The sequence below is a fragment of the Streptomyces flaveolus genome (genome assembly GCF_044765825.1).
In the GTDB taxonomy this organism is placed as follows: Bacteria; Actinomycetota; Actinomycetes; order Streptomycetales; family Streptomycetaceae; genus Streptomyces; species Streptomyces flaveolus.
In genome coordinates, this window is the sequence record NZ_JBIWKU010000014.1 from 38,943 (window position 1) to 51,495 (window position 12,553).

Annotated in this window: 12 protein-coding genes; 7 read left to right on the top strand and 5 right to left on the bottom strand. The window is 75.0% G+C overall.

The window, feature by feature from the left end; genetic code table 11:
- The first annotated feature begins 218 nt into the window (after positions 1-218).
- Entirely contained in the window at positions 219-1,889 is a 1,671-nt protein-coding gene (locus tag ACIRG6_RS32605) for a PucR family transcriptional regulator (RefSeq protein ID WP_364678891.1), read from the top strand.
- Between the two features lie 150 nt (positions 1,890-2,039).
- On the top strand, positions 2,040-2,828 hold the full coding sequence (locus ACIRG6_RS32610) for a hypothetical protein (protein ID WP_350715592.1): 789 nt from the start codon (positions 2,040-2,042) through the stop codon (positions 2,826-2,828).
- A gap of 37 nt (positions 2,829-2,865) precedes the next feature.
- Here ACIRG6_RS32610 and ACIRG6_RS32615 read toward each other — a convergent pair whose 3' ends face one another.
- The 4 genes from ACIRG6_RS32615 to ACIRG6_RS32630 form a co-directional block, all read right to left on the bottom strand.
- Positions 2,866-3,501 carry an Rv1733c family protein gene (locus tag ACIRG6_RS32615; protein ID WP_318214974.1) on the bottom strand — a complete coding sequence of 212 codons (636 nt, stop codon included), beginning with the start codon at positions 3,499-3,501 and terminating at the stop codon, positions 2,866-2,868.
- Positions 3,502-3,624: 123 nt separating this feature from the next.
- Positions 3,625-4,461: a rod shape-determining protein gene (locus tag ACIRG6_RS32620; protein ID WP_364678888.1), complete on the bottom strand. Its 837-nt coding sequence runs from the start codon at positions 4,459-4,461 to the stop codon at positions 3,625-3,627.
- Positions 4,458-4,826: a TraR/DksA family transcriptional regulator gene (locus ACIRG6_RS32625; RefSeq protein ID WP_364678885.1), complete on the bottom strand. Its 369-nt coding sequence runs from the start codon at positions 4,824-4,826 to the stop codon at positions 4,458-4,460. Before ACIRG6_RS32625 ends, ACIRG6_RS32620 begins: the two co-directional genes overlap by 4 nt.
- A 44-nt stretch (positions 4,827-4,870) precedes the next feature.
- Positions 4,871-5,194, bottom strand: coding sequence for a TraR/DksA C4-type zinc finger protein (locus tag ACIRG6_RS32630; RefSeq protein ID WP_239764211.1), 324 nt, complete (start codon positions 5,192-5,194; stop codon positions 4,871-4,873).
- Positions 5,195-5,542: 348 nt separating this feature from the next.
- Here ACIRG6_RS32630 and ACIRG6_RS32635 point away from each other — a divergent pair, with 348 nt between their 5' ends.
- The 4 genes from ACIRG6_RS32635 (at position 5,543) to secD (ending at position 10,587) form a co-directional block, all read left to right on the top strand.
- Complete coding sequence (locus ACIRG6_RS32635) at positions 5,543-6,502, top strand: HAMP domain-containing sensor histidine kinase (protein WP_350715599.1); 960 nt, start codon at positions 5,543-5,545, stop codon at positions 6,500-6,502.
- 2 nt (positions 6,503-6,504) lie between these two features.
- Complete coding sequence (locus ACIRG6_RS32640) at positions 6,505-7,239, top strand: response regulator (RefSeq protein WP_225637335.1); 735 nt, start codon at positions 6,505-6,507, stop codon at positions 7,237-7,239.
- Positions 7,240-7,695: 456 nt separating this feature from the next.
- The gene (locus ACIRG6_RS32645) at positions 7,696-8,136 is read left to right on the top strand and encodes a hypothetical protein (RefSeq protein WP_365022529.1); all 441 of its coding nucleotides are present in this window, start codon (positions 7,696-7,698) and stop codon (positions 8,134-8,136) included.
- A gap of 75 nt (positions 8,137-8,211) precedes the next feature.
- A complete protein-coding gene (gene secD / locus ACIRG6_RS32650) occupies positions 8,212-10,587 on the top strand; it encodes a protein translocase subunit SecD (RefSeq protein WP_403325270.1) in 2,376 nt (791 codons plus the stop codon).
- Between the two features lie 46 nt (positions 10,588-10,633).
- Here the strand turns inward: secD and ACIRG6_RS32655 are convergent, their stop codons facing one another.
- Complete coding sequence (locus tag ACIRG6_RS32655) at positions 10,634-11,452, bottom strand: GntR family transcriptional regulator (RefSeq protein ID WP_364678875.1); 819 nt, start codon at positions 11,450-11,452, stop codon at positions 10,634-10,636.
- Positions 11,453-11,621: 169 nt separating this feature from the next.
- Between ACIRG6_RS32655 and ACIRG6_RS32660 the strand changes: the two genes are divergently transcribed.
- Entirely contained in the window at positions 11,622-12,467 is an 846-nt protein-coding gene (locus tag ACIRG6_RS32660; RefSeq protein ID WP_364678872.1) for a (2Fe-2S)-binding protein, read from the top strand.
- Positions 12,468-12,553 lie beyond the last annotated feature (86 nt).

Here is a 12,553-nt window from a genome sequence, read left to right on the forward strand (position 1 = left end):
GGAGTTGGCTGGCCACGGCAGGCATCTTGTAGATTCGTATGAACGGAGGTCCTCAGTAACCTCCTCGTCTTCCTCTGGAAACGGGCGCAACAGCCGCGTGACCTGGAACACAGCTCGGAAGCGGGCGAGCGGCGCTCGCCGGCCCGCCGACCGGTCCCTTGACCCGGACCCCCTAGATCAAGCGAACATTTCGAGACGAAAGAACGGCGGCGACGAGAATGCGGCTGCGCGCACTGCTGGACACCGACGCGCTGGGCCTCAAGCTGCTCGGCGGCGAGGACGAGCTGGACCGCTCCGTGCGGGGCGTGATGACCACCGACCTGCGGGACCCCAGCCGCTATCTCTCCGGCGGAGAGCTGGTCCTCACCGGCCTGGCCTGGCGCCGGGACACCGCCGACTCCGAACCGTTCGTCCGCATCCTGGTGCAGGCCGGCGTGGCGGCCCTCGCCGCCGGCGAGGCCGAGCTCGGCAGCGTGCCGGAGGACCTGGTGGTGGCGTGCGCGCGGCACCGGCTGCCGCTGTTCGCGGTGAACGAGTCGGTGGCGTTCGCGACCATCACCGAGCACGTGGTGCGCCAGGTGTCCGGCGAGCGGGCCGGGGACCTGGCGGCCGTGGTGGACCGGCACCGGCGGATGATGACGTCCGGTCCGGCGGGCGGCGGCCCCGATGTCGTCCTCGATCTGCTCGGTTCCGACCTCGACCTGCGGGCCTGGGTGCTGTCCCCGACCGGGCGGCCGGTCGCCGTCCCCAAGGACGCGGGTCCGGCGCTGCCCGCCGAGATGTGCGCGAAGCTGGCGGCGGAGCACCTGGCCGCGACCCGGACGGGCCGCCGGGCACCGCACCGGGTGACGGTGGGCGGGACGACGTACAGCCTCTTCCCGGTGCGCAGCGGGCGTACTCCGCAGGCCCCGCGGGACGTGCGCGAGAGCGTGCTGTCCGACTGGCTGCTGGTCGTGGAGGCGGACGCCGGCGAGTGGGCCGAGGAACGGCTCGACCTGCTGTACGGCGTCACCCAGCTGATAGCGGTCGAGCGGGACCGTCGGGACGCGGCGCGCACGGTGCGCCGACGGCTCGCACAGGAGGTGCTGGAACTGGTGCAGACGGGCGCGGCGCCCGCCGAGATCGCGGCCCGGCTGCGGGTCGCGGCGCCGGTGCTGCTGCCGGGTGCGGGCGCGGCTCCGCACTGGCAGGTCGTCGTGGCCCGCGTCGAGTGGGAGGACGGCGGGGTCGAGGACGGGCCGGTCGCCCAGCGGCTCCTGGAGGAGATCCTCGTCGACCCGCTGGCGGCGGGCCCCGAGCCCTCCGACCGCATCGCCGTGGCGCACACCGGCGAGGAGGCCATCGCGCTGGTGCCGCTGCCGGCGGTCTCCAGCGAGCACGACGGCTCCGAGGCCGGGATCCTCGCCGACGCGCTGCTGACGTCCGTGAGGGACCCGCTGTCCGCCGGACTGGACGGCGACGGGCGGCTCACGCTCGGCGTCAGCGCGGCCGTGCACTCGGCGGAGGGCCTGCGCGGGGCGCTGGAGGAGGCCCGGCACGCGCGGCGGGTCGCCGCGGCCCGGCCCGGCCGGGTGTGCGCGGCCGGCCACCAGGAACTGGCCTCGCACGTGCTGCTGCTCCCCTTCGTCCCGGACGACGTGCGCCGCGCCTTCACGGCCCGGCTGCTGGACCCGCTGCGGGACTACGACCGCCGCCACCGCGCCGAGCTCATCCCGACGCTGGAGGCCTTCCTCGACTGCGACGGCTCCTGGACGCGCTGCGCGACCCGGCTCCACCTGCACGTCAACACGCTGCGCTACCGCGTCGGGCGGATCGAGCAGTTGACGGGGCGTGACCTGTCGCGCCTCGAGGACAAGCTCGATTTCTTCCTGGCACTGCGGATGAGCTGAGACGCGGGGTCCGAGACGTCCCAAACCTCGGCCGCCGAAACTCCCACCACTTTGTGAAATCTTTCACCCACCCCCTTGGCCGGGCCCCTCGATCCGTGCTGAGATGCGGCCACCACTCGACGGCTCGATGGCGTGCTTGGGGAGGGCGACGTGGCGCATTCCGCCATGGCTGGTTCTGGTTGGGGAACGACCGAGGGTGACGATCCGCTCCAGACCGCGGTGTGGCGGCTGCGCTCGCGCGCCTGCTGGGCCGACGCGGTGGCGCTGTTGCAGCCGGTCACCGCGGCCAGCGCGCTGCAACGGGCGGCGCTGCTGGTGGAGCGGTGCCTGTACACCGAGCAGGGCTGGGCGGAGGCGGAGGACGCGCTGCGCACCGCCGAGGCGCTGGCCCACACCGACGACGAGCGCGGAGCCGCCGCCTGTGAACGCGGTCAGCTCGCCTACGCAGCCACCGTGCACGGCGTGCGCGACCGGGCCGACGAGGCGCGGGCCGCGCTGGGCCGGGCGGCCGCGCTGATCGCACCGGGGGCACGGGGGCGGGCGCTGCTGGACTTCCGGCGCGGGCTGGTCGCGGAGAACCTGACCCGCTCGCCGCAGGCCGCCCGCGCGGCCTACCGGCGGGCGCATGCCGGGGCGACCGCGCACGGGGATCCGCTGCTCCAGTCGGGCACCTGGCGTCATCTGGCCGGACTCGCGCTCAGGGAGGGCGAGTTGGCGGAGGCGCGGCACGGTTTCGCCGAGTCGCTCCGCATCCGCGAGGAGCTCGGGTACCTCGTCGGTACGGCCCCGGCGCTGGTGTCGCTCGCGGACGCGGAGTCGGAGCCGGAGGCCTCACGGCTGCGGGAGGAGGCACGACGACTGCTGCGCCTGCTCGGCGGCGTGCCGACCTGGCTGGCCCGCCAGCTCACCCCGCCGGCCGCGGGGGCGGCGACGGCCTGACGGCGGGGGCACGCCGGCCCGGGCCGGCCGGAAGGGATCAGGGGGATCTGCTCCAGCGTGGTGACGTGGCCGCCCATGCCCTGTCCCACTCGGCGAGGTTGCGCCGGTGCAGCAGCAGGCCGGTGACGCCGTGCGCCGCGAGACCGGTGAGGATGACGCCCAGGAAGGCGAGGATCGCCCAGCCCATGGTGCGGCTGCGGATCTGCCCGGCGTCCAGCGGCGGGTCGGTGATCCCGCCCGCCGTGTCCACCCAGACCAGGACGGTGCTGCCCGCGGGCAGCCCGGGTTCGACGTCGGCCTTCCCGGTCCTCGTCCCGGCGTCCGGCGCGGTGAAGCGGACCTCGACCGGGTAGCGGGTCTTCCGCGCCTCGTCCGACCCGGGTTCCGGGTGGCGCGGGGCGTCGCGGACGAGGACCGCGGGGACGTGGTCCCGGGTGCGTTCCTGGTGCGCGGCGGTGTCGCGGTAGTGCCGGTACGCCGCGTCGCCGGCCGCGAACATCGCCGCCAGGGCCGCCGCCGGCGCGGCGAGCAGCAGTCCGAGGACGATCCACGCCTGCATCCGGTCGGTACGGCGCCGCAGGGGGTTGCGGCGCCACCGCCACAGCAGGACGTACGGGTGCTGGCGGGGCGCGGGTGCCGGGGGTGGCTGCGCTCGCGGTATGTCGCCGGCCACGGTGATGCCTCCTTCCAGAGTCCGGGCAGCCGGAGCGGGGCCGTGGGCCGGTGCCGGCCGCGGCGGCGGGGGACGGGAGCGTCGCCGCCGCGGCCGGCTCCGGGGGTGGGGCCGCGGCCGTGGTCAGTGGGGGCACCGGTCCGGTGGGTCCGCGTCCGGGCCGGGGTCCGTGGTCGACGGGTGGGCGTGGGCGGCCTCCAGGAGCCTCGCGGCCCCGCGGACGGCGGCGGTGTGCGGCGCCGGCACGGCCCGCAGGGGCGCGTGCAGCGTGGCGGTGAGACGGCAGGTGATCTCGGGACGCAGGGCGCCCCCGCCGGCCAGCAGCGGTCCCCTGCCCAGGGCGTCGACGGTCAGGGACGTACGGTCCTGGCGCAGCATCGACGTCACCATGTCGACCACCGCCTCCGCGATCCGTGTCGCCGGGGTGGCGGCGTCCAGGTCGCCCGTGCCCAGCGCGGTACGGCGCGCGTCGAAGACGGCGCCGTCCACCAGCAGCACCACCTCGGTGAGATGGGCGCCGAGGTCCACCACCAGCAGCGGCCGGGACAGGTCCGCTCCGGCCGCCAGGGCGACGGCCCGCGCGCTGGGGACGGTCAGCACGCTGCGCGGACGCAGCACCTCCACCGCCGTACGGGCCTCGGCGCGGTAGGCGAACCCGTCCAGGACGGGCGCGGTCACCACGACCAGCGGGCGGGCGAAGCGGGGCAGGCGGTGACCGAGCAGCCGGTCGAGCATCCGGGCCGTGCCCTCGGTGTCGACGATGGAGCCGCGCTGGATGGGATACACCGCGCCGGCGCCGGGGAAGGTGACCGTCGGCACGTCCAGGATCATGCCCCGCCCGGCGACCCAGGCACGGGTGCGGGCGCTGCCCATGTCGAGGGCGACGCCGCTGCACTGCCGGCACAGGGGCCACGGCCGGTGCCGGGACAGGGCGGCACGGGGCCGCCGGAGCACGGTCATCGTCCGGCCTCCCGCACCTGCTGGCAGCGGGCGCAGTAGCGGGCCTGCGGCACGATCGTCAGACGCTCGCGGGCGATGGGACGCCGGCACAGGTGGCAGGAGCCGTAGCGGCCCTCGGCCATGCGGACGAGTGCCGCCTCGACGTCGGCGAGGACCATGCGCGCGGAGGCCGCGAGCTGGCCCCGGACCTCGGTCTGCGCGGCGGAGCGCCGCCGGCGCCGCTCGTCGGCGCGGGTCGGGACGGTCGTGATCTGCCGCAGTTGCTCCTCGCGGAACGCCCGCTGCTCGAGGAGGTTGTCACGGAGCACAGCGAGGTCCTCGGGCGACAGACGTGTGTCGCCGTCGATGATCTGTTGGTTCACCACTTCACCCCTCGGCAGGGCGGGAGACGTAAGCCGGACGGCGGTGCTCAGGCGGCGGCGCGGCGCTGGCAGGCGACGCAGTACCGCGTGTAGGGAAGGATCTCCAGGCGCTCGCCCGGGACGGGCTTGCGGCAGCCGAGGCAGGTGCCGTAGCTGCCGTTCTCGACGCGCGCGAAGGCTTCCTCGATCTCCTTGAGCACCCGTTCGATGGCCGTCTTCTGCGCGGACATCAGCTGGTCGTCCTGGCTGCTCTCGCCGAGGGCCTGGAGCTGGGTCATGCGGGTGTTGCGCGCGTGCTCGAGGCGCTGGCGGGCCTCGTGGGCGGTCAGCCGCTCGGGGCGGGGTTCGATGCGGGAGGCGTCGAGCGACACGATGAGTCCTTCTCTCGGGAGTACGGCAGGTCGTCGGGAGAGCAGGTCGTCGGGAGTACGGCACGACGAAGTCCTGGTCACCCTCAACCCTGGCCGGGCCGGCGGCGGTTTCCCATCGGGCGCAGGCCCCATTTGCCCGGGGGCGGAGCATCCACTCCCCGGCGTCCGGGGGGCGTCCGCATGGGTGTGGGGCACCCGGGAAATGGGGGTCGGACCCCATCGACCCGGCGGGGCGGAAGGGGCAGGCTGGGCACAGGCTCGGTCGTGACCAAGGGCCGCAGCTCCGACCGGGGTGCGCGATGACCGAAGGTAGAGGCTTGCCGCGTCGCAGAAGGAGGCGTACCCCCCGTGTCCCTGTTCTGGCGGATCTTCGGGCTCAACGCGGTGGTGCTGGGCTTCGCCACGGCACTGCTGCTGTGGGCTCCGGTGACCGTCTCCGTACCGGTCCTGCTGACCGAGGCCGTCGTCCTGCTCGGCGGCATGGCCGTCATGCTGGTCGCCAACGGTGCCCTGCTGCGCTGGGGCCTGTCGCCGCTGGACCGGCTCACGAAGCTGATGACCACGGTCGACCTGCTGCGACCCGGCCAGCGGCTCCCGGTGTCCGGCGGCGGTGAGGTCCCCGAGCTGATCCGCACCTTCAACGCCATGCTCGACCGCCTGGAGCACGAGCGCGCCACCAGCAGCGCCCGCGTCCTGCTCGCCCAGGAGGCGGAGCGGCGCCGTATCGCGCAGGAGCTGCACGACGAGGTCGGGCAGAGCATGACCGCGATCCTGCTCGTGCTGGGGCGCGCGGCGGACGACGCCGACCAGCCGCTGCGCGACGAGCTGCACCAGGCGCAGGAGATCACCCGGGAGAGCCTGGACGAGGTCCGCCGCCTGGTGCGCCGGCTGCGGCCCGGGGTCCTGGACGACCTCGGCCTGATCAGCGCGCTGACCTCGCTCACGCACGACTTCGCCACCCACACCGGCCTGCGGGTCACCCGCCGCTTCGAGGCCGACCTGCCCGCCCTGGACCACGAGACGGAACTGGTCCTCTACCGCGTCGCGCAGGAGAGCCTGACCAACGCCGCCCGCCACGCGGACGCCGAGCGCCTGGAGGTGAGCCTCGGCCGGGCCGACGGCGCGGTGGTGCTCACGATCACCGACGACGGCCGCGGCATCGAGGCGGCGTGCGAGGGCGCGGGGATCCGCGGCATGCGGGAACGGGCCCTCTTGATCGGGGCCGCCCTCGACATCACCTCGGCGCCCGGGACCGGCACCCGGATCCGGCTCGCCGCACCCGTACCCGCATCCAGGAAGCAGCCCTGACCATGTCCGACCCGTCCCTGCCCGCCCCGTCCGCCCCCGAGGCGACGGCGTCCGTACCGGCCGCGTCCGGGCCGCCCGCGCGCGACCCGTCCCGGATCCGCATCCTGCTCGCCGACGACCACGCGCTGGTACGCCGCGGTGTGCGCCTCATCCTCGACCGGGAGCCGGACCTCGAAGTGGTCGCCGAGGCCGGGGACGGAGCCGAGGCCATCGACATGGCCCGGGCCCATGCCGTGGACCTCGCCGTGCTGGACATCGCGATGCCCCGGCTGACCGGTCTGCAGGCGGCCAGGGAGCTGTCGGCGCTCAAACCGGGCCTGCGCATCCTGATGCTGACGATGCACGACAACGAGCAGTACCTGTTCCAGGCGCTGAAGTCGGGCGCCTGCGGTTACGTGCTGAAGTCCGTCGCCGACCGGGATCTGGTCGCCGCCTGCCGGGCCGCGATGCGCGACGAGCCGTTCCTCTACCCCGGCGCGGTCACGGCCCTGATCCGCAACTACCTCGACCGGGTCCGGCACGGCGAGGAGACCGCCGACCACATCCTGACCCCCCGCGAGGAGGAGGTCCTCAAGCTCGTCGCCGAGGGCCATTCGTCGAAGGAGATCGCCGAGATCCTCTTCATCAGCATCAAGACCGTCCAGCGGCACCGGGCGAACCTGTTGCAGAAGCTCGGGCTGCGCGACCGGCTGGAGCTGACCCGGTACGCCATCCGCGCCGGCCTCATCGAACCCTGACCCCCTCCGCCCCCCGGACCGCCCGGGGCTCTGGCCGCCCACTCCCCGGCCGGAGCTCCGGGCTCACCCCACCACGAAAGGGGACGGCGCATGCGCCCCGCGCCCTGCGCCCCGCACCCGGACGATCCCGGGGCCACGAAGCCCGGCGTGCACGTCCCCGCGCTCCCGGCGCCCGAAGCCGGCGGGACGCCCCGACGGCCCGCCCCACGACCGACCCGCCGGAAGAACCCGCACGCGGACCCCCACCCGCACTCCCCCGGCCAGCCCACGCCCCGGCCCGCAACGGCGGCACCCCAGCCCGCCCCACGACCGACCCGCACAAAGAACCCCCACGCGGACCCCCACCCGCACTCCCCCGACCAGCCCACGCCCCGGCCCGCAACGGCGGCACCCCAGCCCGCCCCACGACCGACCCGCACGAAGAACCCCCACGCGGACCCCCACCGCAGGCCCCGCGTGCACTCCCCCGGTCTGTCCGTCGGGCGGGCCCTCCCGGTGGGTCCCCGCGCCGGCGGTCCGTGGCTCGCGGTGGCGCTCACCGTGCTGCTGGCCGTCCTGCTGGCCCTGGTCCCGGCATGGCCCGCGCCCGGCGCGCGCGTGGCGCCCGGCGGGCCGCTCCCGGTCCACTCGGTCACGGCCGTCCCCCGCCCGGACAACGGGTTCCACGCCGACGACGGCTGCCCGAGCGCCTGCGCCACCCAGACCAGGCTCCGCCACGACCACCTCGGCGAACGCCCCTCGGCACCGGACCACCTCGCCGTCACCGCGCACGGGACCGGTGTCGTCCCGGCCGCCCACGAGCGGCGGACCCCGACGACGCCCGGCTCCCCGTCCGTCTCCCCCGGCCGCACGGGCCACGACCGCGGGCGGGCACCTCCCGCGCCTCCCGGCACCTGACGATCCGTCCTCTCCCTTTCCTCTTCCGTCGCGGCCGCGCAGGCCGCCGCCGCGGCGTGCCTGCCGGAGGCCCGTGTGAAACGTTCACGTACCCGTCCCCGATCCCGTTCCCGCTCGCAGTCCCGGGCGCCGCGTCTGCGGGCGCTGCTCGCCCTGGCCGTGATGGCCGCCTCGGTGGCCATCACCGTCACCACGCCGGTCCGCCTCGGACTCGACCTGCGCGGCGGCACCCAGATCGTGCTGGAGACCAGATCCACGTCCACCACCCAGGCCGGCCGCGAGGCCACCGACCGCACCGTGGAGGTGCTGCGCGGCCGGATCGACGCACTGGGCGTCGCCGAGCCGACCATCGTCCGCTCGGGCGAGAACCGCGTCGTCGTCGAGCTCCCGGGTGTGCAGGACCCGAAGGAGGCGGCCGACGTGCTGGGCCGCACCGCGCAGCTCACCGTCCACCCGGTGCTCGGCACCGCCGAGACGCCCGGTGACTCCGCCGAGCGGCCGGCCGACGCGTCGAAGGAGCGCGTTCTGCCGGACGAGTCCGGCCAGCCGCTGCGGCTGGCGGCGGCCGCCCTGACCGGTCAGGACGTCAAGGGCGCCGACGCCCGGTTCGACCAGCAGAACGGCGCCGGCTGGCACGTCACCGTGGACTTCGAGGACAAGGGCAGCGACCAGTGGGCCCGGGTGACCGGCGAGGCCGCCTGCCACCCGGCCGGGGACCCGCAACGCCGGGTCGCCATCGTGCTCGACGACAAGATCATCTCCTCGCCGCAGGTCGACCCCTCGGTGGCCTGCAAGGCCGGCATCTCCGGCGGCTCCACACAGATCACCGGCTCCTTCGACGACGCCGAGGCCCGCGAACTGGCCCTGCTCGTCAAGGGCGGCGCCCTGCCCGTGCCGGTGGAGACCGTGGAGCAGCGCACCATCGGCGCCACCCTGGGCGACGAGGCCATCTCGGCCGGCGCCTGGGCCGCCGTCGTCGGCACCGCGCTGACCGCGCTGTTCATCATCGTCGTCTACCGGCTGATGGGCGCCCTCGCCACCGTCGCCCTGCTCTGCTACGGCGTCATCTCCTACGCCGCCCTGGCCGCGGTCGGCGCGACGCTGACCCTGCCGGGCCTGGCCGGTTTCGTCCTGGCGATCGGCATGGCGGTGGACGCCAACGTCCTGGTGTTCGAACGGGCGCGGGAGGAACAGGCCCTGCGCACCCGGCCCAGTACGCGTTCGGCGCTGACAACCGGTTTCCGCAGCGCCTTCAGCGCGATCGCCGACTCCAACATCACCACGCTCATCGCCGCCGCCCTGCTGTTCTTCCTGGCCTCCGGTCCGGTGAAGGGCTTCGGCGTCACCCTGGGCATCGGTGTCCTCGCCTCCATGGTCAGCGCCCTGGTGATCACCCGGGTGCTCGCCGAGTTCGCCGCGGGCCGCCCGTCGGTCTTCCGCCGCCCGCGGATCACCGGCATCTCCACCACCGGCCCGGTCCGCGACGCCCTGCTGCGCCGCGACCCGTTCCTGATGCGCCGGCCGCGCCGCTGGCTGGCCGCCTCCGGCATCGTCCTGGTGCTGGCGGGCTCGGGCATCGTGGCCCGCGGCCTCGACTTCGGCATCGAGTTCACCGGCGGACGGCTCATCGAGTACTCCACGGCGACCGAGGTCGATCCCGACCGGGCCCGCACCGCACTCGCCGACGCGGGCTTCCCGCGCGCGGTCGTGCAGTCCTCCGGCGACAACGGCCTCACCGTGCGCACCGAGGAGCTGACCGACGCGGAGGCGACCACAGTCACCGAGACCGTCGCCGGGCTCGGCGGAGAAACGGAGAAGGTCCGCGACGAGCTGATCGGGCCGAGCCTCGGCGAGGAACTGCGTCGGAACGCCCTCATCGCCCTCGGTCTGGCCCTCGGCGCCCAGCTGCTGTACCTCGCCGTGCGCTTCCGTCTGCTGTTCGGCGCCGCCGCGGTCAGCGCGCTCGCGCACGACGTGATCATCCTGGTCGGGGTGTTCGCCTGGCTCGGCAAGCCCATCGACGGGGTGTTCCTGGCGGCGCTGCTGACCGTCATCGGCTACTCGGTCAACGACTCGGTGGTCCTGTTCGACCGGATCCGGGAGCTGCTCGGGAAGGACCGGGCGACGCCGTTCGACCGGCTCACCAACCAGGCGATCCTGCAGACGCTGCCGCGCACGGTCAACACCGGCATGGGCGCGGTGCTGATCCTCGCCTCGCTGGCGGTGCTCGCCCAGGACTCGCTCACCGACTTCGCCGTCGCCCTGCTCATCGGTGTGGTGGTCGGCACCTACTCGTCGGTGTTCACCGCCGCCCCGCTCGCCGTCGAGCTGCACGGCCGCGACACGGGGCGCCGCACCTCGCACCGCACGGGCGGGACCGGCGGGAAACCGGCGGCGCGGCAGCGGTCGCGGGAGCGTAAGCCCGGGGAGGTGTCGCAGGAGGTCCCGTAGCAGGCGTGGTGAGCGGGCCGCAGGGGGGCCGCGGGCGGAACCGGGCTCAGGGGGTGGCGGCGTAGTGCTCCGCCACCAGGGCCCGCACCACGTCCTGGTCGCCGGCGATCAGCGCGTCCAGCAGCGCCGTGTGCTCGTGCGCGTCGGCGATCAGGCCGGCCCGTCCCCGCGTCGCGGGGGCGCCGGCCGGCGGCCACTGCGCGCGGCGGTGCAGGTCGCCGGCGATCCGGACGAGCTGGTCGTTGCCGGCGAGCGCGAGCATCTCGCGGTGGAAGGCGCGGTCGGCCTCGGCGTAGGTCGCCGGGCAGCCGGAGGACGCGGCCCGGACGGTGGCCTCGGCGACGGGGCGCAGCCGGGCCCAGCGCTCGGCGGGCACCGTGCGGGCCAGCCGCAGCAGCACCGGGACCTCGATCAGGGCCCGGACCTCGGCGAGCTCGGCCAGTTCCCGGGCGCCCCGCTCGACGACGCGGAAGCCGCGGTTGGGGACGACCTCGACGGCGCCCTCCAGGGCGAGCTGCTGCATCGCCTCGCGTACGGGGGTGGCGGAGACACCGAAGCGTTCGCCGAGCACGGGCGCCGAGTAGACCTCGCCGGGGCGCAGCTCTCCGGCGACCAGTGCGGTGCGCAGGGCGTCGAGGACCTGCCCGCGCACGGAGGAACGCTGTACGAGGGCGCGGGAGCCGTCGAGCGGGCGTTCGCCGTGTGTGTGCTCGCCGCGCGCGGTCCCGGACGGGTCCGGGACACCGTCCCGGTCCCGGGTGCGGTCCCGGTCCGCGGCACCGGGCTGGGCCGGTACCCGGATCCGCCCCGCGGCGCCCGGGCGCGGGCCGTCCGTCCCGGCGGAGCCCTGCGTGCTCTGCTTCACGGGGTCCTCCTCCAGGACGTATCGGTACTTGGGGTCATTACGACGGGTTGGCGTTCGGTCCGTCAAGCACCATAAGGGCTCGACCCGTCTGTTCCCCCATCAAGGATCTTGGGTAAGGTAAGGCTTACCTCAAGCAATCCGTTGCCCTGATGTGGATCGGTGGTCCCGCATGCCTGTCTCCCACCCGGCCGTCGCGGACTCCTACGCGCGTCTGTCCGAGGTCCTGCCGGGACTGGGCGTCACCGTGCCGGACGCCGGGGAGGAGCTGCCCGACGGGGGCGGCTGGGTCGCCGCCTCCTCGCTCGCGGCCGGCGGGGCGGAGCTGGATGCCTTCCTCGCCTGGGACGACGCCCAGGTGGTGCGGGACTACGGGCAGCGGGCCCGGCCCGACGTGATCGCGAGCTTCGGTCTGCACCGGTACGCCTGGCCGGCCTGCCTGCTGATCACGGTGCCGTGGTTCCTGCACCGCAGGGTGCCCCGCTACCCGGCCGCGCATGTCGCCTACGACCGCACCGCCGCGGGACTGCCGCTGGGCCGCATGGCCGCGCGGCCCGCCGGCTTCGCCTGCCTGCCCGGCGATCCCGCCGCCGCGCTGCCCGGCGCCCGGGTGGTCGCCGACGAGGAGGCACTGCGGGCCGAGGTGCGGGCCGCGGTCGCCGAGCATCTGGAACCGGTGCTGGCGGGGTTCGGGCCGCGCATGCGCCGGCGCGGACGGGCCCTGTGGGGCATGGCGACCGACGAGGTCGTGGAGGGGCTGTGGTACGTCGCCCATCTGTTCGGCGAGCAGGAGCGGGCGCGGCAGGAGCTGGAGCTGCTGTTGCCGGGGGCGACCAGGCCGTACGTCGGCAAGGCCGCGTTCCGGGAGCTGACCGGGCCGGACGGCGAGCCGCTGCACACCCGGGACCGGGCGAGCTGCTGCATGTTCTACACGCTGCGCCCCGAGGACACGTGCGCCACCTGCCCGCGCACCTGCGACGCGGACCGTGTCAACAAGTTGCTCGCCACCGCCGGTTGAGCCACCTGCGGGTCCGGCCGTCCGGCGGCACCCGCTAAGATCGTCCGGGCCGGGATCACGCGACGCCCGCTCGACGTTTCACAACT